22 protein-coding genes are annotated in these 23,861 nt (G+C 66.4%); 10 read left to right on the forward strand and 12 right to left on the reverse strand.

The genetic code is table 11. From position 1 onward, the window contains the following. Nucleotides 1-154 precede the first annotated feature (154 nt). Nucleotides 155-1,447, reverse strand: coding sequence for a citrate synthase (gene gltA / locus G342_RS0122520; RefSeq protein WP_018185437.1), 1,293 nt, complete (start codon nt 1,445-1,447; stop codon nt 155-157). A 213-nt stretch (nt 1,448-1,660) separates the two neighbouring features. Further along, nucleotides 1,661-3,154 (reverse strand): glutamate--tRNA ligase, encoded by a 1,494-nt coding sequence (gltX, locus tag G342_RS0122525; protein ID WP_425402253.1) that lies wholly within the window; start codon nt 3,152-3,154, stop codon nt 1,661-1,663. 37 nt (nt 3,155-3,191) lie between these two features. Between gltX and G342_RS25030 the strand changes: the two genes are divergently transcribed. Beyond that, nucleotides 3,192-5,903 (forward strand): ComEC/Rec2 family competence protein, encoded by a 2,712-nt coding sequence (locus tag G342_RS25030; protein ID WP_018185439.1) that lies wholly within the window; start codon nt 3,192-3,194, stop codon nt 5,901-5,903. Here G342_RS25030 and lexA read toward each other — a convergent pair. The 7 genes from lexA to G342_RS0122565 form a co-directional block, all read right to left on the reverse strand. Then, nucleotides 5,897-6,601 (reverse strand): transcriptional repressor LexA, encoded by a 705-nt coding sequence (gene lexA / locus G342_RS0122535; protein ID WP_026304716.1) that lies wholly within the window; start codon nt 6,599-6,601, stop codon nt 5,897-5,899. The two genes, G342_RS25030 and lexA, sit on opposite strands and share 7 nt — an antisense overlap. A 142-nt stretch (nt 6,602-6,743) precedes the next feature. Next, nucleotides 6,744-7,448 (reverse strand): cytochrome c3 family protein, encoded by a 705-nt coding sequence (locus G342_RS0122540; protein WP_018185441.1) that lies wholly within the window; start codon nt 7,446-7,448, stop codon nt 6,744-6,746. Between the two features lie 12 nt (nt 7,449-7,460). Then, on the reverse strand, nt 7,461-7,961 hold the full coding sequence (locus G342_RS0122545) for a nitrate reductase cytochrome c-type subunit (protein WP_018185442.1): 501 nt from the start codon (nt 7,959-7,961) through the stop codon (nt 7,461-7,463). Continuing rightward, nucleotides 7,928-10,429, reverse strand: coding sequence for a periplasmic nitrate reductase subunit alpha (gene napA, locus G342_RS0122550; RefSeq protein WP_018185443.1), 2,502 nt, complete (start codon nt 10,427-10,429; stop codon nt 7,928-7,930). The genes G342_RS0122545 and napA overlap by 34 nt, the downstream gene beginning before the upstream one ends. Continuing rightward, nucleotides 10,426-10,773, reverse strand: a complete 348-nt coding sequence (locus G342_RS25035; protein ID WP_018185444.1) for a chaperone NapD — start codon at nt 10,771-10,773, stop codon at nt 10,426-10,428. The genes napA and G342_RS25035 overlap by 4 nt, the downstream gene beginning before the upstream one ends. Nucleotides 10,774-10,783: 10 nt before the next feature. After that, a complete protein-coding gene (napE, locus tag G342_RS0122560; RefSeq protein ID WP_018185445.1) occupies nt 10,784-10,963 on the reverse strand; it encodes a periplasmic nitrate reductase, NapE protein in 180 nt (59 codons plus the stop codon). 245 nt (nt 10,964-11,208) lie between these two features. Beyond that, the gene (locus G342_RS0122565; RefSeq protein ID WP_018185446.1) at nt 11,209-11,811 is read right to left on the reverse strand and encodes a biliverdin-producing heme oxygenase; all 603 of its coding nucleotides are present in this window, start codon (nt 11,809-11,811) and stop codon (nt 11,209-11,211) included. A gap of 393 nt (nt 11,812-12,204) precedes the next feature. On the opposite strand from G342_RS0122565, the gene G342_RS0122570 reads away from it, so the two are divergent. The 4 genes from G342_RS0122570 to G342_RS0122585 all read left to right on the forward strand — a co-directional run bounded on the left by G342_RS0122570 (nt 12,205) and on the right by G342_RS0122585 (nt 16,469). Beyond that, the gene (locus G342_RS0122570; protein WP_156831069.1) at nt 12,205-13,233 is read left to right on the forward strand and encodes a glycine betaine ABC transporter substrate-binding protein; all 1,029 of its coding nucleotides are present in this window, start codon (nt 12,205-12,207) and stop codon (nt 13,231-13,233) included. Between the two features lie 147 nt (nt 13,234-13,380). Beyond that, on the forward strand, nt 13,381-14,250 hold the full coding sequence (locus tag G342_RS0122575; RefSeq protein ID WP_026304719.1) for an ABC transporter permease: 870 nt from the start codon (nt 13,381-13,383) through the stop codon (nt 14,248-14,250). Continuing rightward, on the forward strand, nt 14,251-15,297 hold the full coding sequence (locus G342_RS0122580) for a quaternary amine ABC transporter ATP-binding protein (RefSeq protein WP_018185449.1): 1,047 nt from the start codon (nt 14,251-14,253) through the stop codon (nt 15,295-15,297). A 230-nt stretch (nt 15,298-15,527) separates the two neighbouring features. Then, nucleotides 15,528-16,469: an HNH endonuclease gene (locus tag G342_RS0122585; RefSeq protein WP_018185450.1), complete on the forward strand. Its 942-nt coding sequence runs from the start codon at nt 15,528-15,530 to the stop codon at nt 16,467-16,469. 91 nt (nt 16,470-16,560) lie between these two features. On the opposite strand, the gene G342_RS0122590 is transcribed toward G342_RS0122585, so the two are convergent. Both G342_RS0122590 and G342_RS0122595 read right to left on the reverse strand, forming a co-directional pair. Then, a complete protein-coding gene (locus tag G342_RS0122590; protein WP_018185451.1) occupies nt 16,561-16,998 on the reverse strand; it encodes a VOC family protein in 438 nt (145 codons plus the stop codon). A 164-nt stretch (nt 16,999-17,162) separates the two neighbouring features. After that, nucleotides 17,163-17,939, reverse strand: a complete 777-nt coding sequence (locus tag G342_RS0122595; RefSeq protein ID WP_018185452.1) for a GolD/DthD family dehydrogenase — start codon at nt 17,937-17,939, stop codon at nt 17,163-17,165. Nucleotides 17,940-18,158: 219 nt separating this feature from the next. Between G342_RS0122595 and G342_RS0122600 the strand changes: the two genes are divergently transcribed. From G342_RS0122600 to G342_RS0122615, 4 genes are all read left to right on the forward strand, one after another. Then, nucleotides 18,159-19,043, forward strand: coding sequence for a sugar phosphate isomerase/epimerase family protein (locus G342_RS0122600; RefSeq protein WP_018185453.1), 885 nt, complete (start codon nt 18,159-18,161; stop codon nt 19,041-19,043). A 289-nt stretch (nt 19,044-19,332) separates the two neighbouring features. Beyond that, nucleotides 19,333-20,565, forward strand: coding sequence for an ROK family transcriptional regulator (locus tag G342_RS25040; protein ID WP_018185454.1), 1,233 nt, complete (start codon nt 19,333-19,335; stop codon nt 20,563-20,565). A gap of 71 nt (nt 20,566-20,636) precedes the next feature. Next, entirely contained in the window at nt 20,637-21,593 is a 957-nt protein-coding gene (locus tag G342_RS0122610; protein WP_018185455.1) for a tagatose kinase, read from the forward strand. Further along, nucleotides 21,593-22,870 (forward strand): D-tagatose-bisphosphate aldolase, class II, non-catalytic subunit, encoded by a 1,278-nt coding sequence (locus G342_RS0122615; protein WP_018185456.1) that lies wholly within the window; start codon nt 21,593-21,595, stop codon nt 22,868-22,870. The genes G342_RS0122610 and G342_RS0122615 overlap by 1 nt, the downstream gene beginning before the upstream one ends. A gap of 124 nt (nt 22,871-22,994) precedes the next feature. Here G342_RS0122615 and G342_RS26200 read toward each other — a convergent pair whose 3' ends face one another. Beyond that, a complete protein-coding gene (locus G342_RS26200; protein ID WP_018185457.1) occupies nt 22,995-23,132 on the reverse strand; it encodes a hypothetical protein in 138 nt (45 codons plus the stop codon). Between the two features lie 217 nt (nt 23,133-23,349). On the opposite strand from G342_RS26200, the gene G342_RS0122625 reads away from it, so the two are divergent. Continuing rightward, nucleotides 23,350-23,850 (forward strand): hypothetical protein, encoded by a 501-nt coding sequence (locus tag G342_RS0122625; protein ID WP_018185458.1) that lies wholly within the window; start codon nt 23,350-23,352, stop codon nt 23,848-23,850. Nucleotides 23,851-23,861 lie beyond the last annotated feature (11 nt).

Raw genomic sequence — 23,861 nt, forward strand, 5'->3', positions numbered from 1 at the left:
CCCGCGTGAAAACGGCTTACTTCGCGGCTGCATGGATCCCCGCCTTCGCGGGGATGACAGGGGAGTGCGGCGTCGCCGAATGCTGCAGCGGGTCAGGCCACAGCAACAAAAAAGGGCGCCAGAGGCGCCCTTTTGCATGTCAGCGGTCGAAGGCTCAGTGGCGCTTCGAGACCGGAACGTAGTCGCGGGCCGGGGCGCCGGTGTACAGCTGGCGCGGGCGGCCGATGCGCTGGCTCGGATCCTCGACCATTTCCTTCCACTGCGCGATCCAGCCGACGGTGCGGGCGAGCGCGAACAGCACGGTGAACATGGTCGTCGGGAAACCGAGCGCCTTCAGCGTGATGCCGGAATAGAAGTCGATGTTCGGGTAGAGCTTCTTCTCGACGAAATACTCGTCATGCAGCGCGATGCGCTCCAGCTCGAGCGCCACTTCAAGGATCGGATCATCGGTGATGCCGAGCTCGCCGAGCACCTCATGGCAGGTCTTCTGCATGATTTTGGCGCGCGGGTCGTAGTTCTTGTAGACGCGGTGGCCAAAGCCCATCAGGCGGAACGGGTCGTTCTTGTCCTTGGCGCGGGCGATGTATTCCGGGATGCGATCGACGGAGCCGATCTCCTGCAGCATGTTGAGCGCCGCTTCGTTGGCGCCGCCATGCGCCGGGCCCCAGAGGCAGGCGATGCCGGCCGCGATGCAGGCGAAGGGATTGGCGCCCGACGAGCCCGCGAGCCGGACCGTCGAGGTCGAGGCGTTCTGCTCGTGGTCGGCGTGCAGGATGAAGATGCGGTCCATCGCGCGGGCGAGGATCGGGTTCACCTTGTACTCTTCCGCCGGCACGGCGAAGCACATGCGCAGGAAGTTCGACGCGTAGTCGAGCGAGTTCAGCGGATAAACGAAGGGCTGGCCGACATGGTATTTGTAGGCCATGGCCGCGATCGTCGGCATCTTGGCAATCAGGCGGAGCGACGCCACCATGCGCTGATGCGGATCGGAGATGTCGGTCGAGTCGTGGTAGAAGGCGGACAGCGCGCCGACCACGCCAACCATGACGGACATCGGATGCGCGTCGCGGCGGAAACCGGTGAAGAAGCGCGACATCTGCTCGTGCACCATCGTGTGGTAGGTCACGCGCTGATCGAAATCGGCCTTCTGGGCGGCGGTCGGAAGCTCGCCGTAGAGCAGGAGATAGCAGGTCTCGAGGAAGTCGCCGTTCTCGGCCAGCTGTTCGATAGGATAGCCGCGATAGAGCAGGACGCCCTTGTCGCCGTCGATGAAGGTGATCTTGCTGTCGCAGGCGCCGGTGGACGTGTAACCGGGGTCATAGGTGAAGCGACCGGTCTTGGCGTAGAGCGAGCCGATGTCGATGACGTCAGGGCCGAGGGTGCCTTCCTTGATGCCGAAGTCCCAGGTCTCGTCACCGATCGTAAGTGTCGCCTTGGTTTCGCTCATGAAACCTACCCCCTTGCAGAATTGTGTGATCGGGCGGTGCTGGCGCGTCGGTCGCCGGAGTGACGAGGGGCGCGCTGCCAGAGAAATTAACGGTCCTCTGGGTATCCGATTTATTGCATCGCGGCAAGCGGCCCGCGACAAGGCTATTATAAGGTCTTGCTATCAATGAAAGTGCCGCGGCGGCAGGCTCGAAAACCGCCGCGGTCCTAGGTTTTAGCGGGCCTGGTCGCCAATCCGGCCGAGGCTTTCGTCGCGGCCGAGCACGATCAGGACGTCGAAAATGCCCGGCGAGGTAGCGCGTCCGGTCAGCGCTGCGCGCAGAGGTTGCGCGATCTTGCCGAGCTTCAAACCGCGGGTTTCGGCGAACGCCTTCACGGCCTCTTCGGTCGATTCGACCGTCCATTCCCCGACGTTCTCGAGCACCGCGTGCACGTCCTTGAGCAGGGCGCGGGCGGCGTCGTCGAGGATCGCCGTCGCCTTGTCGTCGAGCGCGAGTGGGCGCTGCACCATGAGGAAGGCGGCGCCGTCCTTGAGCTCGACCAGCGTCTTGGCGCGGTCCTTCAGGCCGGGCAGCGCGATGCGCAGCTGCTCGGTCTTTTCCGGCGTCAGCTGTGCTGCCATCGCCTCGCCGCCCGGCAGATAGGGCAGCGTGTCGATGAAGGTCTTGAGCAGCGCCGCGTCGTCGATCGCCCGCATGTAGTGGCCGTTCAGATTCTCGAGCTTCGCGAAATCGAAGCGGGAGGCGGAACGGCCGACATCGGTGATGTCGAACCACTCGATCATCTGCTCGAGCGACATGATCTCGTCGTCGCCATGCGCCCAGCCGAGGCGGACGAGATAATTGCGCATCGCCTCGGGCAGGTAGCCCATGGCGCGATAGGCATCGACGCCGAGCGCGCCATGGCGCTTCGACAGCTTGGCGCCGTCCGAGCCGTGGATCAGCGGGATATGCGCCATGACCGGCACTTCCCAGCCCATCGCCTGATAGATGACCATCTGGCGCGCGGCATTGGTCAGGTGATCGTCGCCACGGATGACGTGGGTGACGCCCATGTCGTGATCGTCGACGACGACGGAGAGCATGTAGGTCGGGTTGCCGTCGGAGCGCAGCAGGACGAGATCGTCGAGATCCTTGTTCGGAATGACGACGCGGCCCTGAACCTGGTCCTCGATCGTCGTCTCGCCGTCGAGCGGGGTCTTGATGCGGATGGCGGGCTTGACGCCGGCCGGCGCCTCGGACGGATCGCGGTCGCGCCAGGTGCCGTCATAGCGCGGCGCACGGCCCTCGGCGCGCGCCTTCTCGCGCATCGCGTCGAGCTCGGCCGGTGTGCAGTAGCAGCGATAGGCCTTGCCGGATGCCAGCAGCTCCTCGACGACTTCGCGATGGCGCGGCGCGCGGGCGAACTGGAACACCGTCTCGCCCTCCCAGTCGAGGCCGAGCCACTTCAGCCCGTCGAGGATCGCGTCGATCGCGGCGTCGGTCGAGCGCTCGCGATCGGTGTCCTCGATCCTGAGCAGCATCTTGCCGCCCGTATGCTTCGCATAGAGCCAGTTGAACAGGGCAGTGCGCCCGCCGCCGATATGGAGGAAGCCGGTGGGAGAGGGGGCGAAGCGGGTGACAACTGGTTTGGACATGAGGGGTTCCAGACGTGCGGGAAGCCGCAAGGGGCATGGATTCTCGCCACTCGGCGAACTGCGGTGGGTCATGTAGCATGGCGGAGCGCTCGGGCGAAAGGCGGGGGCCATGGCCGAAAGCGATCCACACGAAATTGAGGGCGCCAGCGACCCGCCGGCGCCGGTCCGCACGCGCCGCCGGCTTCAATTCCCCGCGCCGCCGTCCTGGGCAAGGGCCGGCTTCGGGCTCGACCATCTCCGCCTCGGCGCCGGCGCCTGGCTCGAGCGCGAGATCGAAGCCGGGCGCGGATTTCTCTGGCTTCCCGTCGCCTTTGGCGTCGGCTCGCTGCTCTATTTCGCGCTGCCGTCCGAGCCCTCGATAATGGCGCTGGCGGCGCTGGCGCTCGGGCTCTGGTGGCTGGCCTGGGCGCGGCGCCATCGAACCCTCTCCGTCCGTCTCGTCATCCTTCTCGCCATGGCGGCGACAGGGGCGGTGGCGATCAAGCTGCGGACCGACACGCTCGCTACCATCGGCCTCGAACGGCAGGTGACGGGCACGCTGACCGGCTGGGTCGAGGAGCGCAAGGCGCGGCGCGGCGGCTATCGGCTCACCATCCGTGTCGCGACCCTCGACGCCAGGCGGCTCACGGCGATCCCGCAGCGCGTCACCGTGACGGTGCGCGGCAGGGACGTTCCCAAGGTAGGCGACGGCGTCCAGGTCCTGGCGCGGCTTCGCCCGGCCTCGGGGCCGGTGCTGCCGGGCGGCTACGACTTCGCCCGCGACGCCTATTATCGCGGCGTCGGCGCCACCGGCTTCGCCTATGGCGCGGCGAAGCCGGCGGAGCTCGGGCCGCCGCCGCTCACCATCCGCCTGCGCCAGCCGATCGAGGCGATCCGCGAGGCGATCCGCGCCCGCATCGTCGCCTCGCTCTCCGGCGAGAGCCGCTACATCGCCTCGGCCCTGATCATCGGCGATGCCGGTGGCCTGTCGGAGCAGACCGAAGACGAGATGCGCCTTTCGGGCCTCGCCCATGTTCTGTCCGTCTCCGGCCTGCACATGGCGCTCGTCTCCGGCGTCATCTTCTGGGGCGTGCGGGCCGGACTGGCGCTGGTGCCGTCGCTGGCGCTGCGCCGGCCGATCCGCAAATGGGCCGCCGTCGCGGCGCTGCTTCTCAGCGGCTTCTATCTGCTGATCTCCGGCCTCGACGTCGCGGCGCAGCGCTCCTTCGTCATGACGTCGATCGCCTTCCTCGCCATCCTGGCTGACCGGCGGGCGATCTCGATGCGCAATGTCGCGCTCGCTGGTCTGGTCGTGCTGGTGGTGACTCCGGAAAGCATCCTGTCGGCCAGCTTCCAGATGTCGTTCGCCGCGACCGTGGCGCTGGTCGCCGGTTTCGAGATCCTGGCCGATCGCCGACGCCTGGCGTCGACCAACGGACCGTTGCCGCGCGGGCGGGGCGCGGTCGCCTCGCGGCGGCTGCTGCTGTTCGGCGGCGGCATGGTCGTCACCTCGCTGCTTGGCGGGATCGGGACGACGCCGTTCGCGCTCTACCACTTCCAGCGGATGGCGCCGCTGTCGATCCTCGCCAATGTCGCGGCGATGCCACTGACCGACTTCCTGATCATGCCCTTTGCGCTGCTCTCGGTGCTGGCGATGCCGTTCGGCCTGGAGGCGCTGCCGCTCGCCGTTGTGCATTGGGGCATCGACGTCATGCTCGTCATCGCCGCCACGGTCAGCCGGTGGTCCGGCCAATCGGGCGGCATGGCGATGCCGGGCGCCGGCGCGCTCCTCGTCTTCGTCGCCGGCTTCGTCTGGCTGGCGCTCTGGCGCGAACGCTGGCGGCTGCTCGGCCTCATGCCCATGGCGCTCGGCGTCGCGCTGGCGCTTTTCCCGGCGCGGCCCGGCCTGCTGGTCAGCGCCGACGGCCGCCAGCTCGCTTTGCGCGGCGAGGACGGCCGCTATGTCATGCTCGCCCGCAAGCCGGATCGCTTCGTCACCGACATCTGGCTGCGCTCGGACGGCGATCCGCGCGACCGCGCCGCCGGCGGCGTCGTCCAGGCCGGTGGCTGTGACGCCGCCGGCTGCGTCGGCCGCCTGCCCGGCGGCGCGCTGGTGGCGCTGGCGTTCGACCGCGCCGCCTTCGAGGAGGATTGCCGGCGCGCGGCGCTGGTGGTGACGCCGCTGGTCGCGCCCGCCGGCTGCGGCGTGCACACGACGGTCATCGACCGGCGCGCCCTGGAACGTTCGGGCTCGATCGCCCTGGTGTCGCGCCCACGGGAACCGGCCGATCCGGCGCTCATCTCATCCGGGACGGGTCAAGAACCATCCGGGATCAGCCCGTCAGGAAGCGGCGAGGATCCGGATGGCATGGAAGCCGAAACCGGAACCGGGGCGGGGACGGGGAATACGCTGCTGTTCAACGCCCCCCCTGGGGAAGCGGGCAGGGAGGGGCAAGCCGACGGCATGGCGGGGCTCGACGCGCCCGAGGCCGGGGAGCGCAATTCCGACGAGGGAGCGGCCCGAGAGGCGGCGCTCGAACCCGACCAGCCTATCGCAGCTCCGAGTGAGCCGGATGGACCGGCCTCGGCGCCCTTCGACACCGCTTTCGCGCCACTCGACGCCGCGTCCGCCGAGCCGGAGGCCGGCCTGCCGGCGCGCTATGCCGAAATCGAACGCGATGATGCCGACGAGGACGTGATTCCGGTCGCCGAGCCGGCCGGGCCGCCCCCGGCCGACGAGGCACGGCGCCGGCTCGAGGTGCGCTTCGAGGTAACGACGGCCTATGCGCCGCTGCGCCGGCCGTGGATGCCGCGCTACGAACCCGTCCCCGACGGTCAGTAGGTGCGCAGAAGCCCGACCAGCTTGCCCTGGATCCGGACGCGGTCCGGCCCGAAGATGCGCGTCTCATAGGCGGGATTGGCGGCTTCGAGCGCGATCGACGCGCCCTTGCGGCGCAGCCGCTTCAGCGTCGCCTCTTCCTCGTCGACCAGCGCGACGACGATATCGCCGGAGTCGGCATTGTCGCTCTTGCGGATCAGCACGGTGTCGCCGTCGAGGATACCGGCCTCGATCATCGAATCGCCGCGCACTTCGAGCGCGAAATGCTCGCCCGCGCGCAGCATTTCCGGCGGCACGGCGATGGTATGGCTCTGGGTCTGGATGGCCGAGATCGGCACGCCGGCGGCGATCCGCCCCATGACCGGAATAACGATGGAGGCGGCGAGATCCGGCATCTCCTCGGCAGGGCGGACCTTGCCGAGGCTGCCCTCGATCACGCTCGGCGAGAAGGCCTGCTTCTTCGGCCGCGCCAGGGTCGGCGTCATCGTCTCGGGCAGGCGGACGACTTCAAGGGCGCGCGCCCGGTTGGGCAGACGGCGAATGAACCCGCGCTCTTCCAGCGCCTTGATCAGGCGGTGGATGCCCGACTTGGAGCGCAGGTCGAGCGCATCCTTCATTTCATCGAACGAGGGAGGAACGCCTGCTTCCTTCAGCCGCTCGTGGATGAACATGAGGAGTTCATACTGCTTCCGAGTGAGCATGGTGATCTCGCGCTGCGGGCATTGCCAAAGGGGGACGACAGAATCGTCAAGGTACAAAACGCGAACAGATTAGCTGTTCCCCATGCGTTCCGCAAGTTGGGCCGGAATTCTCTCGCGGCGACCGGGTTTGGCAGGCGTCGACCTACGGATTGTTGATGCTGGCGACGAAGTTCTGCAGCGCGTGTTCGGGAGCGTGCCAGGAGACATTGCCGTCGGGGTTGAATTCCGGCGGCACTTTCCAGCCCGGATCGATCCCGGTCATGTCCGGCAACTGATGCGCGATTCCCTTGTGGCAGTCGATGCAGGTGCGCTCGCCGCTGACCAGAAAGCGGCTGTGGATGTCGGCGGCGCGGCGCGTCTGCTTGGTGAAGTCCATCGCGACGGAGGAGTGGCAGTTGCGGCATTCGAGGGAGTCATTGGCCTTCAGCCGCGCCCATTCGTGCTTGGCGAGCTCGAGCCGGTGCTCGAGGAACTTCTGCCGGGTCGAGATGGTGCCGAAGAGCTTACCCCAGACCTCCTTCGAAGCCTGCATCTTGCGGGCGATCTTGTGGGTCCAGTTATGCGGCACATGGCAATCCGGGCAGCTGGCGCGCACGCCGGAACGATTGGAGAAATGGATGGTCTGGGTCAGCTCCTGATAGACGTTGTCGCGCATCTCGTGGCAGGAGACGCAGAACTTCTCGGTGTTGGTGACTTCCAGCGCCGTGTTGAAGCCGCCCCAGAAGATGACGCCGCAGATGAAGCCGCCGAGCGTCAGGAAGCCGAGGCTGAGAAAGGCGCTCGGCCGGCTGATGACCCGCCAGAACCAGACCACGAGGGCCCACAGGCGGCGGAAGAGAGCCCTCATGATCGTGCCCCGTTACGGCTTCGGTCCGATGTCGTTGGCGTCCTGGAACAGGTTCTTCACCAGGGGCCGGGCGTCGGTCTGCTGGACATGACAGGCGGTGCAGAAGTAGCGCCGCGGCGTCACGTCGGAGAGCACCTGGCCGTCGCGATCCTGGAAATGGGTGATGCTGATCATCGGCGCGCCCGAGCCTTCGGTGAATTCGCGCTTGTGACAGTCGAGGCAGCGATTGGTGTTGACGGTCAATTGATAGCCGTCGATGGCGTGCGGGATGATCGGCGGCTGTTCGGGATAGTTGCGCATGCGGCGGACGTCGTCGACGACCGGCCGGGCCAGCGCCGGGACGGGCACCTCGCTCATCGGCGCCGCCTCGCCGGTGACGCGCGGCACGATCTGGATCGGCGACGCGTCCTGCGAAAGAGCCCCGCAGGCGAAGACGATCAGGCCCGCCAGCGCGGCGCCCAGAGCCGTGCCCCGGTCTGTCAGGCCGAGACGGAGACGATCTTGACCGCGCATTTCTTGAAATCCGTCTGCTTGGAGATGGGATCCGTCGCGTCGAGAGTGGCCTTGTTGATGAGCTGGCTGGCGTCGAACCAGGGCACGAAGACGACGCCGGGCGGCATGCGGTTGCGGCCGCGCGTCTCGACCCGGGTGCGGATTTCGCCGCGCCGCGAGATCACGCGGATCTCGGCGCCCTGGTTGAGGCCGCGCTTGCGGGCGTCCTCGGGGTTCATGAAGCAGCGCGCGCCCGGAAACGCCTTGTAGAGCTCGGGCACCCGCATGGTCATCGAGCCGGAATGCCAGTGTTCGAGCACGCGGCCGGTGACCAGCCAGACGTCGAACTCGGCGTCGGGCGATTCCGCCGGCGGCTCGTAGGGAACGGCGAGGATCCGCGCCTTCCCGTCCTTGTTGCCGTAGAATTCGACGCCCTTGCCGGGCTTCACATAGGGGTCGAGCCCCTCGCGGTAGCGCCAGAGCGTCTCCTTGCCGTCGACGACCGGCCAGCGCAGGCCGCGCACCTCGTGATAGAGGTCGTAGGGGCCGAGATCGTGGCCGTGGCCGCGGCCGAAGCTGGCATATTCCTCAAACAGGCCCTTGTGGACGTAGAAGCCGAAATCGACGGATTCGGCGTTGTCATAGGCCGGGTTGATCTCGCTCAGCGGGAAGCGGTCGACATGGCCGTTCTTGTAGAGGACGTCGAAAAGCGTCAGCCCGCGATAGTTCGGGTTGGCGTCGAGGATCTCGGTCGGCCAGACCTCGTCGGTGGTGAAGCGTTTCGAGAATTCCATCAGCTGCCAGAGGTCGGAGCGGGCCTCGCCCGGCGCCTTGACCAGCTGGTGCCAGACATGGGTGCGCCGCTCGGCATTGCCGTAGGCGCCTTCCTTCTCGACCCACATGGCGGCCGGCAGGATCAGGTCGGCGGCGAGCGCTGTCACCGTCGGATAGGCGTCCGAGACGACGATGAAATTCTCCGGGTTGCGATAGCCGGGATAGGTCTCGTTCGCGCTGTTGGGCGCCGCCTGCAGGTTGTTGTTGACCTGGATCCAGTAGAAATTGAGCTTGCCGTCCTTGAGCATGCGGTCCTGCTCGACGGCGTGGTAGCCGGGCTTTTCGGGGATGATGCCGGCGGGCACACGCCAGATCTCCTCGGCATGCTTGCGGTGCTCGGGATTGACCACCGTCATGTCGGCCGGCAGGCGATGGGCAAAGGTGCCGACCTCGCGCGCCGTGCCGCAGGCCGACGGCTGGCCGGTCAGCGAGAACGGGCTGTTGCCGGGCTCCGAGATCTTGCCGGTCAAAAGATGCAGGTTGTAGACGAGCTGGTTGGCCCAGACGCCGCGCACATGCTGGTTGAAGCCCATGGTCCAGAGCGAGACGACCTTGCGCTGGGGATCGGCGTAGAGCTCCGCCAGCTGTTCCAGGAACCCCGGCTCGACCCCGGTCAGTTCCGAGACCTTGTCGAGCGTGTAGTCCCTAACGAAGGCAGCATAGGCCTCGAAGTCGATCGGCGTCGTCGCGGCCGGGTCCTCGGCCTTGCGGGTCGCCACCTCGCGCGGGTCGTCGGGCCGGAGCCCGTAGCCGATATCCGTCGCGCCGAGCTGGAAGGTGGTGTGCTTGTCGACGAAGTCCTTGTTCACCCGGCCGGTGGTGATGATGTGGTTGGCGATGTAGTTCATGATCGCCAGATCGGTGCCGGGCTTGAAGACGATCGGGATGTCGGCGAGGTCGGCGCTGCGATTGGTGAAGGTCGACAGCACCGCCACCTTGACGTGCGGATGGCCGAGCCGGCGGTCGGCGACCCGCGTCCACAGGATCGGGTGCATCTCGGCCATGTTCGAGCCCCAGAGCACGAAGGCGTCGGTGGCCTCGAAATCGTCGTAGCAGCCCATCGGCTCGTCCATGCCGAAGGTGCGCATGAAGGCATAGGCGGCCGACGCCATGCAGTGGCGGGCATTGGGATCGAGATTGTTGGAGCGGAAGCCGGCCCGCATCAGCTTGGTGGCGGCATAGCCCTCGAAGATGGTCCACTGGCCGGAGCCGAACATGCCGAGCGCGGTCGGGCCCTTGTCCTTGAGCACGCGCTTCGCCTGCGCCGCCATGGTGTCGAGGGCCTCGTCCCAGGAGACGGGCGTGAATTCGCCGTCCTTGGCGTAGACGCCGTCCTTCTTGCGCAGCAGCGGCTGCGTCAGCCGGTCGGCGCCATACATGATCTTCGACAGGAAGTAGCCCTTGACGCAGTTCAGGCCGCGATTGACGTCGGCCTTCATGTCGCCGTGCGTCGCCACCACCTTGCCGCTCTTGACGCCGACCATGACGCCGCAGCCGGTGCCGCAGAAGCGGCAGGGCGCCTTCGACCAGGTGATCTGCAGCGCCTCGACCCCGCCGGAGACCGGCTGCGCCGAGGCGGGCGGGGCGATGTTGGCGACGAGCGCCGCGACGCCGGCCGCCTGCGCCTTCAGGATCTCGCGACGGGAAAGCGTCATGGGTCAGCTCCGTGGTCGTCGAGGGGTTCGATCTGCTCGAAAACGAGATTGGCCGAGAACACGTCGTCCATCAGCGCGATGGTCGTCAGCCGGCCGCCGATCTCGCCTGTGCTGTCGGCTTCCATGACGATGACGATCTTCGAACCCTCGATGCCGTGCACCTCGGTCTGCGGAAGCGCGGCGAGGCGGCGCGCCACCTCTGCCGCCTTTTCGGGGCGGACGGTCACGACGGCGCTGGAAATATGGAAGAATCGCTCCGCCGGTCGCCGCGCCTTGTCGGCCTCGGAAAGCACGTTGCCGGTCAAGAAGGCGCGTCGGTCGATGTCGTGATCGCGGGTGCGCATTGCCGGGCCCTCAAGGCGGGGCGCCGGGTGGTCCGAAGACCAATTGCGACATCCAGATCAGAAATCCGTAGCCGCCGACGACGCCCACGGCGATGACCGGCCAGATCACGACGGCCAGGATCAGAAAGGCGATGATTTCGTCCCGTTTCGTGCGCGCACTGACGGGGCGACGAGCCTCCACATCCGACATCAGACGGCTCCGTATTGGCTGGGCGATGGGCCCGGCCGGAAGTCTTGTCTGTATCCGTTCCAAAGACCGTAGCTGGACGCTGCGTCAGCGTCCAGTCGGAACCGCTGGTTCGGACGGGAAGGGACGATGGGCGCTGGTGCTGGATGGAAGGCAGCGGGAAGGAGGCGGTGTTCCCACGCAGGGGTGGGCGACGGATGGGCCTCGCGGAGGAGCGGACGGCGCTGGGTGCACCGTCCGGATTGCGTTTAGCCGAAGACGGTACCGACCAGGCCCTGGACGCGTCCGAAGGCGGCCTTGGCGCCAGCGATCATCCGGGCTTCCTCGGCCTCGTCGAGATCGAGCGCGTCGAGCGCTTCGGTGAAGGTCTTCCAATGCAGGCCGCGGCCTTCCGGCGCGCCGGCGAGGTGGCGGGCGCCGAATTCTTCCGACAGGCCGATCTTCGTCGCCGCCTTGATCAGGAAGGCGGCCCCGAGATTGGAACCCTCGGCGACATAGAGCCAGCCGAGCGCCGTCGGAATATCGGCGGTCTCGCCGAAGGCCGGTGCCTCGGTGCGCTCGGGCGCCACGATGCCGAGATCGGCGAAATCCCGCTCGATGTCGCCAAATCGGCGGCGGCCGGCGAGATCCGGCAGCAGGGCGTCGAGCGCCGGATTGGCGTAGAGCGCCTCGATGTCGCGATGGAAGCCGTGCTGGACGGCGAGGAACAGCGCGTAGCGTTCCTGGCTCTCGAACGGCCTGCCGGCCATGATCGACCCGTCGAGCCGCTCATGCGTCTCGCGTGTCTCGGCCTTCAGGGTCTTGGCGCGACTCGCGACGGGCGGGGGGACCAGATCGATGGTGCCGGACATGGCCTTGTGTCTCTCGCATAAAGTTGACTTCGTCGCCTTGGTATAGGGCTTGATCGTCCAGTCAAGGGTGTTCGCACGACGATGGCGCGAAAGCCGGGACGACCGGCGCACGACTTTCGGCACGCTTGGCCGGTGCCTCGCCTCAAGTATCCGATTGTGGCTGATCCGTGTCTAAAATTTATTTTTTCTTTGTGATCGTATATCTTCCCTCATGCGACAGTCCATATTCCATCTTAAATTAACTTGATCTGGTATATATTAGGGGTATCGCAAGGCATAATCGCAAGTAGTTTGGATTATATTGGCAAATATTCGGCACTGATTTCAGTGATTTGACACGGTAGGACTGCATCCCTATGGTTTGATTGCTGAAATCATGTGAGGTTAGACCTAATGATGTTGAAATCCGGTGGCATGGCCGCCGCGATCGCTGTTGCCCTTTTGTCGGCGACGAGCCTTCCCGCGCTTGCCCAGGAAGCTGATTCCGCCTGCGGTACCGACCGCACCATCGATATCGCCGAGATGACCTGGCCATCCGCGGCCGCCTTGGCCCATATCCACGCCATCATTCTGGAGAAGGGTTTCGGCTGCAATGTCGAGATCGTCACCGGCGACACCGTTCCGACATCGTCCTCGATGTTGACGCGCGGCAGCCCGGCGGTCGCGCCCGAACTCTGGACCAGCACGATCCAGGAGCCCTGGGCCAAGGGCAAGGCCGACGGCAAGGTCGTCGAACTGGCTGACGCCATCACCGACGGCACGGTCGAGGGATGGTTCATCCCGCGCTACGTCCAGACGGCGCATCCCGACATCAAGAGCGTCCAGGATGTCATCGCCCGTCCGGAGCTGTTTAAGGATCCCGAGGACTCCAGCAAGGGACGGCTCTACTCCTGTCCGCCCGGCTGGGCCTGCGAGATTTCCACCGGCGCATTGTTCGAGGCGCTCGGCATGAAGGACAAGGGCTGGAACCTGTTCTCGCCCGGCTCCGGCGGCGCGCTCGACGCCTCGATCGCCCGTGCCTTCACCCGCGAAGAGCCCATCCTGTTCTACTATTGGGGTCCGACGGCCGTGCTCGGCAAGTATGACGCCGTGCAGCTCGATCTGGGCCCGACCAAGCCCGAAGTCTACGAGTGCAACACCAACCGCGACTGTGACGACAAGCCCGGCGTGACGGCCTATCCGTCGTCGCCCGCCGTCGTTGGCACTGCGAGCTGGATCAAGACTGACGCGCCCAACGTCGCCGGCTATCTCGCCAAGGTCGGCCTGACCAATGCCGAAATCAGCGAGATCCTCGTCTATGGCGACGAGAACAAGGCCGACGCGGCCGCGACCGCGGCGAACTTCCTGAAGACCAAGGAAGACCGCTGGACCAGCTGGGTTCCGGCCGAGGTGGCCGCCAAGGTCAAGGCCAGCCTCAACTGACATAGCTTTTCAGGCGATCGGACGGCCGGGCGAACCCCGGCCGTTTCCGTTTGGCCGTCCCGATGCCGGACCTTTGGCCGGGCAGGGCGGACGCGCGCCTGGATCTTGCGCAAACCCCGCCCGCGCGGGCTCACGAAAGAGATGAACTTGTTCCCCCAACTGATTGATACGCGGCCCTGGCGTCGCGCGGTCGATGATGGCCTGAACTGGGTCGTCCGCCATTGGGGCGGCACCTTCGAGGCCGCCGCCTATCCGCTCCTGGTGCTCCTGAAGGCGATCGAGGATCTGCTGATCGCGACGCCCTGGTGGATGATCATAGCGCTCCTGACCGGCATCGCCTGGCTCGCCACGCGCCGCTGGCAGTTGCCGGCCATCGTGCTGGGCTCGCTGCTCTTCCTCGGCGTCATGGACCTCTGGAAAGACGCGATGACCACGATGGCGCTGATGATCGCCGCGACCCTCACGGCGATTTTCATCTCCATCCCGGTCGGCGTCTGGATGTCGCGCTCGTTCCGGCTGCGCCAGTGCGTCACGCCGATCCTCGATTTGATGCAGACGCTGCCGAGCTTCGTTTATCTGATCCCGACCGTGATGATCTTCGGGCCCGGCAAGATCCCGGCGCTGATCGCGACGATCGTCTATGCGGCGCCGCCGCTGGTGCGGTTGACCGATCTCGGCCTGCGCTCGGTCGATCCCTCGGTGATGGAGGCGAGCCGCGCCTTCGGCACCAATCCGCGCCAGCGTCTGTTTGGCGTGCAGATCCCGCTGGCGTTGCCGACCATTCTCGCCGGCGTCAACCAGACGACGATGATGGCGCTCTCGATGGTGGTGATCGCCTCGATGATCGGCGCCGGCGGTCTCGGCTACCAGGTGCTGCAGGGCATCGGTCGTCTCGAAGTCAGCCGCGGGCTGTTCGCAGGCCTCGGCATCGTCGCGCTGGCGATTGTCTTCGATCGCATCACCCAGGCGTTCGGCAGGCAGCTGCAGGCCCGCATCGGCATGCAGGAGGTACGCTAAATGTCCGATATCCATGGAAAGACGGATCTCGCCATCGCCATGCGCGGCGTCACCAAGATCTTCGGCCCGGATCCGGAAGCGGCGCTGGCTCTGCTGCGGGCCGGCAAGTCGAAGGCCGAGGTGCAGGCCGAGACCAACCACGTCGTCGGCCTCGACAATGTCTCGCTCGACATCGCGGCCGGGCAGATCTTCGTCGTGATGGGGCTGTCCGGCTCCGGCAAGTCGACGCTGATCCGCCACGTCAACCGACTGATCGAGCCGACGGCGGGCGAGATTCTCGTCCACGGCACCGACGTGCTGAAGATGAGCCTCAACGAACTGCGTACGTATCGCCGCACCAAGGTGGCGATGGTGTTCCAGAAGTTCGGCCTGTTGCCGCACCGTTCCGTCATCGACAACGTCGCCTACGGCCTGGAAGTCCGGGGCGTCGGCCGCAAGGAGCGGCTGGAGACGGCCGCCAAATGGATCGAGACGGTCGGTCTCGCCGGCTACGAGCATTCGCGCACCCGCCAGCTTTCGGGCGGCCAGCAGCAGCGCGTCGGCCTGGCGCGGGCGCTCGCGATGGATGCCGACATCATCCTGATGGATGAGGCGTTCTCGGCACTCGATCCGCTGATCCGCGCCGGCATGCAGGACGAGCTGATCACGCTGCAGAAATCGCTCAACAAGACGATCCTGTTCATCACGCATGATTTCGACGAGGCGCTGAAGATCGGCGATCGCATTGCCGTGCTGAAGGACGGCGCCTTGCAGCAGGAGGGCAAGCCCGAGGACATCGTGCTGCGTCCCGCCAACGAGCATATCGAGGAGTTCGTGCGCCAGGTGAACAAGGCGCGCGCCATCCATGTCCGCTCGATCATGGAGCGCGGCGCGACCGAGCCGTGCGAGCAGTCGGTGTCGATGGATGCGCGTTGCGAGGACGTGCTGCCGCTATTCGCAGAACATCAATGGGTCGGCGTCGTCGACGCCGACGGCAAGCAGATCGGCCGCGTCACCGCCAAGCAGGTGATCAAGGCGCTGGCCCGCCATACGCCTGGCGTCGGGTGAGGGGGACAGGCATCGGAAACGAGGGGGAAGGGGCGCCAAGCCGCTTCTCCCCTTGTCGCCGACACGAAAGACGAGGCCGGCGCCGTTGCGAGGCGGGCTGCGCCGGACCTCCGCAACGGGGACGGCATCCGGTCAAGGCATGCCGTATCGAACCGTCGCGCCGTTAGAAATCAATACGTCCAAGAGGTGAGGCTCTTGCGCCTTCCGTAGAGGTAGGTCATTCATATTGAATGATTGTAAACTCGATTTTTACAACCAATGATTATGATGTCTCCGATGGCCGCATCGATACGCGCTATGTTTTCAGGAGCAAAAATCTGAACCAGGCCGAGGCCTCGATCGGCAACTGGATCATCTACTACAGGCCTGACAGGGCGGCCCGCTCGGCTCTCCCACCCGGCTATTTTGCCATGGCACGGGTTGAGTGCATCGACCCGGAGCCGTTGCGGCCAGGCTATCTTCTCGCGCGGATCGCGGACTATCGCGATTTCGATCGGACGGTGGCTTTCAACGAGGGTGGGCACTACTACGAGGTTGCGCTCCGCAAGGCGGACGGTTCGAAGAACAGCGGGGCGTTAGGCCAGGGTGTTCGCAATCTGCCCAGACCCGAGTTCGAACGGATCGTCGAAGCCGGATTGGCGGCTGCCTCTGCCGATGCGCCGTTGCTCCGCCCCGAGCCAGACCGAACCATCTTCCCGAACCTAAGGCTTTTGCACGCCGCTGAAGACGCGGCAGTCTTCGTGCATGATGGGTCGTTGGTGCCCGCGCGGCGGGTCGAGACGAGGCTGGTTTCTCGCCCGATGCGCGACCCGGCATTTCCCGCAGCCGTGATGGCGCTCTACGACAACCGGTGCGCGATGACCGGGAGCCGGGTGATGGATTGTCATGGACGATGGGAAGCTGAAGCTGCCCATATCTGGCCCGTGGCCCAAGGAGGGCCAGATAGCGTTCGCAACGGCATCGCGCTTTCGCGCTCCGTGCATTGGATGTTCGACGCGGGGCTGTTTTCCATTGCCGATGACTACACGATCCTGGTCGCAAGCCGGCTTAAGCCCGACCAAATGCAAGGCTGGCCGCCTCTGAACAGAAAGCTAGCCGTTCCCGCACGTCCCGAGTTGCGACCGCATCCGAGCTATCTGCGGTTTCATCGCGAGAACGTCTTTGAGGGCTGAACGCGCTCCATAAGCGTGGGAAAGAATTACCCATTCGCCATGGGGGAGAAGGGGCGCGGGGTGGGCGGCGCCCCTTCTCCCTCCGGGCGCCTCAGGCCTTCTGGGCCCGCGCGCCGAACGACCAGAGCACGCCGAACGGATCGCGCAGCTGGCCGTAGCGATCGCCCCAGAACTGAAGGTCGAGCGGCATGACGACTTCCATGCCGGCCTCGACGGCGCGGTTCCACCAGCCGTCTATATCGTCGGCAAGCTGCAGGTGCAGCGTGTAGCCCTGCGGCGTCTCGAGCGGATGGCCGTATTCCTCGTAGGGGTCGGCCAGCATGATCGAGCCACCATTGATGTAGAGGTGGATGTGCATGGTCCGCCCCTTCTCGTCGACGGGAACCCGCATCACTTCCTCGGCCGCCAGCGCGCGCTGGTAGAATTCCGACGCCTTCACGGCGCCGCCGACGCTGAGATAGGGCGCAACGCCGCTCAGAACCTTCGGCATGGTGGCGAAGGTGCTGGCCTCGTCGGTCTTGGTATCCATCGTTCGTTCTCCTCTCGCTGCCACAGGGCAATCGGCAGCCGTCAGGCCGCCGTCATGAGCACGACGAGCGGGGAGGGCCGGTTTCGACAGGGCGACCGGATTTTTTCGGCGTCGGCGGGGACCGCCGGCGCGCCGGGCCCGTTTTCCGCTTCAGGCTCGGACCCTCAACGGATGGTGTAGCCGCCGTCGACGAGCAGATTGGCGCCGTTGACCATCGCGGCGCCGTCGCTGGCGAGATAGAGCGCGGCAAGCGCGATCTCCTCGGGCTGGGCGAAGCGGCGGGTCGGGATGTCGGCGCGGGCGCGCTCGCCCTTCTCGCCGGCCCAGCCGATCTTGGCGAGCTCGGTCTCGACGACGGTCGGCGAGATGCAGTTGGCGGTGATGCCCTTCGGGCCCCATTCCAGCGCCATGCAATTGGTCATGCCGAGCAGGCCGGCCTTCGAGGCGGAGTAGGCGACATGGCCCTCGATGCCGATCACCGCCGCCTGCGAGGCGATGGTGACGATGCGGCCGCAGCCGGCGGCGATCATGTGGCCCGCCACCTCGCGCGAGAAGAGGTAGGGCGCGCGCAGATTGACCGCGAGCTGCAGGTCCCAGCTCTCGGTGGTCGTCGCCTCGGCCGGCGCCAGCATGCCGATGCCGGCATTGTTGACGAGGATGTCGATCTTGCCGAAATGCGCCGCGACCTCGGCGACGGTGCGCTCGATCGTGGCCGCTTCGGTGACGTCGCCGGTCCAGCCCCTGTGGCTGTCGCCGAGCCCGGCCGCAAATGCGTCCACCGCCTCGTTCTTGTCGAGCAAGGCGAGGGTGGCGCCGTTGGCCGCGAACAGGGTCGCGAGCGCGCGGCCGATGCCGCCCGCCGCTCCCGTGATCAGGGCGACCTTGCCGGTCATGTCGAACGGGCGCGTCATGTCGGCGCGAAATGCCTGGTTGGCGGACATTTGGGTTCCTCCGAAGCCCTTGTCCCGGCAGGAGCCGGGCAGGCGAATGGCTGCACACCGCACGGTCATGGCAGGGCGATAGGGCAAGCTAGCCATGCCTCGTTCTTGAACGCAAGTTTGTTTGCTGCTACTGCCAACAAATAAGCGATGGGGAAATCGCGAGGCCTGTCCGTCCGGCCCGGGAGCCGGTGTGGCGATCGAAACCGTGAGGAAGCGCTGATGAAGAAGCTTGGCATCCATTCCTTCGTCTGGACCGGCGGCACCACGCAGGAAGACCTCGAAGGCGCGATGAAGAAGTCGCATGACCTCGGCTACGGCCTGATCGAATTCCCGCGCCTCGACCCGAAGAAGTTCGATGTTTCCTGGCTGGCGAAGCGGCTGCAGGACTATGGACTGAAGGTGGTCGTCACCACGGGCCTGCCGGTCGACAGCGATGTCTCGTCGGAGGATCCTGCCGTGGTGAAGCGCGGCGAGGCGGTTCTGGCCGAGGCGATCTCCATCACCCGCGACCTCGGTAGCTCCAAGCTCGGCGGCATCATCTTCTCGGCCCACACCAAATATCAGAGCCTGCCAACCCGGAAAGGCTGGGACAACAGTGTCGCCGCGCTCGCCCGCGCCGCCGATATCGGCAAGGCCGCCGGCGTCTCGATGAACCTCGAAATCGTCAACCGCTTCGAGAGCAATCTGCTCAACACCACGGCGCAGGGCCTCGCTTTCATCGAGCAATCCGGCTCAAACAACATCTTCCTGCACCTCGACACCTTCCACATGAACATCGAGGAAGCCGATCCGGTGCAGGCGATCCGCACCGCCGGCGAGCGGCTCGGCTATTTCCATATCGGCGAAAGCAATCGCGGCTTCCTCGGCTCGGGCGTGATCAACTTCCCGGCCATCTTCGATGCGCTGCAGGAAATCGACTACCAGGACTGGATCACCTTCGAGAGCTTCTCCACGGAGGTCGTCGACAAGGATCTGTCGATCACCTGCGCGATCTGGCGCAATACCTGGACCGACAATGTCGAGGTGGCGCGCCTGGCCAAGGCCTATATCGAGGCGCGCATCGGCGAGGCCGCCCGCAAGGCCGCCACGGCGCGCTCGCTCTGATCGCGGGGCAGGGCCGGCGGACCCCGGTTGGCCCTCGCCCCGCGCGCGGTTCGTCCTCCGTCTCCTCCCGGGAGGCGTTCCGCCCTTGATGGATGGCGCCGGAACCGGCTGCCATCCATCCTTTCCAGCTCTGCCCGCGCGACGACGAGCCTTCTCGAAAGTCGCCAGGCGCGGTAATCAGGCGGACTGCGTCCCTGGCCTTAAATTCATCAGGGATCCCAGCCGGTTCCGACGAACCGCTCGCAAATCGATTCAGAACAGCAAGTCGCTTCAGAACGAGTTCCCGACCTTGGCAACGCCCCAATCCGTCCGCTACCTGAACGAAATCCGGGCGCTCAACGCGCTCTTTCGCCATGGCGGAATGAGCCGGGCCGATCTGGCGCGCAGGCTCGGGCTGAACCGGTCGACGACCGGCAACATCATCGCCAATCTGATGTCCGATGCCCTCGTCGTCGAGCGGCCGGATGGCGGCCGCGGCGACAGCGCCGCCAGGACCGGCCGCCCGGGCATCAACATCGAGATCGACCCGGCCGGCGCGACCTTCCTCGGCGCCGAGATTGGCGTCGACCGGCTGACGGTGGTGGCGATCGACCTCACCGCGCAGGAGATATGCCGGCTGTCGATGCCGTTCCCGGTGTTCGAGCAGCCGCTCGACGCCGGCATCGAGCGGATCACGGCGATGATCGCCGAGGGGATCGACGGCTTGCCGGAGACGGCGCGGATCCGCGGTCTCTGCGTGACGCTGCCAGCGCTGCTCGACGGCGACGGCAAGGTGATCAATGCCCTGATCCTCGGCTGGCGCGACGTCGACCTGAAGGCGCTGGTCACGGCGCGGCTCGCCCTTCGCTTTCCGCAACTCGGCCTGCCGGTCTCGATCGAGAATGACGCGAATGCCTTCGCCATCGCTTCGACCTATCGCGATCCCTCGCACAGCGCCGAGACGGTCGCCTTCCTGCTGATCGAGAATGGCGCTGGCGGTGGCATCGTCATCGGTGGTCGGCTGTTTCGCGGCTCGACCGGCTTTGCCGGCGAGTTCGGCCAGCTCGTCCTCGGCGGCGAGGGCTTCTTCGCCGGCCGGCACAAGCCCGGCCATCTCGAAAGCTATATCGGCAAGGATGCCGTGCTGGCGCGCTACCGCGCCAATGGCGGCCCGCAGGGGAGCGATGTCGATGCGCTGCTGGCCGCCCTGGAACGCGGCGATCCGGCGGCGCGGCGGACGGCGCGGGAATGGGGCAGCGGCCTCGCCATCGGCCTGATCCAGCTTTCCAGCGTGCTCAATCCCGGCGTCATCATCCTCGGCGGCACGGTGGCGCCACTGTTTCGCTTCGTCGCCGACGAGGTCGCGACGGCGATGCGGCGCGAATTCCTGGAAGGGTTTCCCATGCCGAAGATCGAGATCTCGGCGCTCGGGCTCGAAGGGCCGGCGCTGGGCGGCGCGCTGATCATGCACCAGCGCATGTTCTCGATCGACGAGAGCGCCATCTATGCGAGCGCCCAGCCGATTACCCTGTTCCAGAACTGACGGCCCGAGCCGTCCCAGTGCATAGTCGTCGGTGTCCGGAATCGGACGCGTCCCGGGGGAGGGAATTACGGATGATTGAAGGCAAGATCGTCACCATCGGCGAGATCCTCGTCGAGATCATGGCGACCACGCTCGGCCACGGCTTTCTCGAGGCGCAGACACTGATCGGCCCGTTCCCGAGCGGCGCGCCGGCGATCTTCATCGACCAGGTCGGCAAGCTCGGCCATCCCTCCGCGATCGTCTCCGCCGTTGGCGACGACGATTTCGGCACGGTCAATCTGGAGCGGCTGAAGCGCGACGGCGTCGATATCTCCGCGGTCGCCATCCATCCGGGGGCTGCCACCGGCAGCGCCTTCGTCCGCTATCGCCCGGATGGCGGCCGCGACTTCGTCTTCAACATGCGCGACAGCGCCGCCGGCCGCATCAAAGCGACGCCGGAGGCGGAGGCGGTCCTCGCCGAGGCGGGTCATCTGCACGTCATGGGCTCGGGCCTGCCGGTCCCCGCCGTGTTCGGCATGGTCCGCGCCGCGATCCCGGCCATCAAGGCGCGCGGCGGCACGGTGTCGTTCGATCCCAACATCCGCGTCGAGATGCTGCGCGACCCCGCCGGCAAGGCTGCGTTCGAGGCGGTGCTGAAGGCAACCGACCTGTTCCTGCCGTCCGGCGAGGAACTGGCGCTGTTTTCGGGCGAGGCCGACGAGGCGCGGGCGGTTACCGCCCTGCTCGACGCCGGTGTCCGGGAGATCGTGCTGAAGCGCGGCAAGGCCGGCGCCAGCCATTTCGATCGTGACGGCCGGACCGACATGCCGGGCTTCGTCGTCGAGGAGATCGACCCGACCGGCGCCGGCGACAGTTTTGGCGCCACCTATCTCGTCGCCCGGCGGCTGGGCCGCTCCGTCCCGGTCTCGCTTCGCTATGCCAACGCCGCCGGCGCCCGCACCGTCACGGTGAAGGGACCGATGGAAGGCACGTCGACCTTTGCCGAACTCGACGCCTTCCTTGCCGCCACGCCGACCGGAGACGCCTGATGAGCCTTCTGAGCCAACTCGCCAGCGACTATCAGACCGGGAGCGTGCGCGGCATCACCTCGGTCTGCTCCGCCCATCCTTCCGTCATCCGGGCGACGCTCCGCGAGGGATTTCGCACCGGCGCGACGGTGTTGATCGAGGCGACCTGCAACCAGGTCAATCACGAGGGCGGCTATACCGGCATGAAGCCTGCCGATTTCCGCCGCTTCGTCGAGGGCATCGCGGCGGAGGTCGGCTTCGATACGGCGAAGCTGATCCTCGGCGGCGATCATCTCGGTCCCAACCCCTGGCGCTCGCGGCCGGCCGAGGAGGCGCTCGCCAAGGCCGAGATCATGGTCGCGGCTTATGTCGCCGCCGGCTTCACCAAGATCCATCTCGACGCCTCGATGGGCTGCGCCGGCGAGCCGGAAGGGCTCGATGACGAGACGACAGCGCATCGCGCCGCGCGGCTGGCCAAGGTCGCCGAGGCAGCCGCGCGCGAGGCTGGTCTTGCCGGCCCGCTCTACATCATCGGCACCGAGGTGCCGACGCCGGGCGGCGCGCTGCATGAGCTCGACGACGTGCCGCCGACGGCGGCTGCGGCGGCGCGCCAGACCATCGCCACCCATCGACACGTCTTCGCCGAGCAGGGGCTCGAGGAGGCCTTTGGCCGGGTGATCGGTCTTGTCGTGCAGCCCGGCGTCGAGTTCGGCCACGAAAAGGTTGTCGTCTATCGGCCGGAGCGGGCGCGCGAACTCGTGGCGGTGCTCCGGGACGAGACGCAGTTCGTGTTCGAGGCGCATTCGACCGACTATCAACCGGAAGCGGCGCTGGCGGCGCTGGTGCGGGACGGCTTCCCGATCCTGAAGGTCGGCCCCGGCCTCACCTTCGCCCTGCGCCAGACGCTGTACGGTCTCGACCTGATCGCTGCGGAACTCGATTCCGGCTATGGCGGCCGGGCGCTGGCGGATGCCATGGAGAGCCTGATGCTGGCGGAGCCTGGATATTGGCAGCGCTACTATCCGGGCACGCCGGACGAGCAGCACGTGCTGCGCCACTACAGCTATAGCGACCGCATCCGCTATTACTGGCCGCATGAACAGGCTGAGCAGGCGGTTGCGCGGCTGATGCAGGCGCTGGCCGGGCGAACCATTCCATTGCCGCTGATCGCGCAGTTCCTGCCCGAGGAACTGGAGGCGGTGTTCGCAGGCGATTGCCCGGCTACCGCCGAAGCGCTGCTCGAACGCGGCGTCGAGCGCGTCTTGGCGCTCTATGCGCGTGCCTGCGAGCCGTGCTGAGCGCTGCGCGCCGACGGGATCTATCTGAAACACCAAAGCAGTGCTCGCCCCCTCCTGCCGGGAGAGGCGACTACTCAGGTCCAGGTAGACCGCTGTTGTCGAACGCAGCCGACCGGCTGACGGCTCAATCCGGGCAGATGACGTCCGTGGTGCCGCCGGCGCCGGTCGACTGGCAGCCCGACGACAGCGAGCCCGAGCCCTGATTGGTCTGGCAACCCGCCAGTACGCTCGCGCAAACGAAAAGCACCAGAACCAGTTTCATACTATCCTCCCTCCGCAACTTCCGGTGAGGAAGGTCAACCCTCTGATGACGTGAAGTCAAGGTGAATTGGCGCTTTTGGCTGCAACCGAGGCTAGCGCGCTCGTGAACATGTCGTGACTACAGGGCGGGACGGTTTCTCGTCATAGTAGAGGCGTGGTCTGCCCGCGTGGTCGGATCCTCGCGACGCGCGGCCGGACGTCTTCCTCGGGAGGGGATCATGATGCTGAAAGCCGTCGTCGCCGCCATGTTGCTGACCGGATTGAGCGCCGCGCCCTCACTGGCTAGGGACATGCAGCTGGTCGCCGAGGAATACATCAAGCCGGATGCCAAGGTCGCAGATCGCGATCTCGCCCTCGCGATCCTCTATTTTGCCGCCGGCCTGCCGGACAAAGACGGCAAGGCCGCGCCGGACGACATCGAGGCGGTCGGCAAGATCCAGATTCTCGCGAGCAAGATCATCGGAAATGGATCGCCCGCCCTGGCCGCGCTCTCCCCGGAGCTGACCGGCGTGGGGGATGATACGACGGTGACCAAGCCACTCTCCACGTTCGCCAAGAACGTAAGCCGCGGAAAGGCGATCGCCTGCGAAGCTGACAAGCTGATGCAAGGGATGCAGCCTAGCCGGGCCTCCGTCATGAAGGCCGGCGAATGCCCTGATGCCGTCGGGTCCAAGGATGCGGTGATCCTGCTTGCCAGCAAGATCATCGGCAACGGCTGAGCGCAGCGACG

This window comes from Kaistia granuli DSM 23481 (genome assembly GCF_000380505.1).
Taxonomy (GTDB): Bacteria; Pseudomonadota; Alphaproteobacteria; order Rhizobiales; family Kaistiaceae; genus Kaistia; species Kaistia granuli.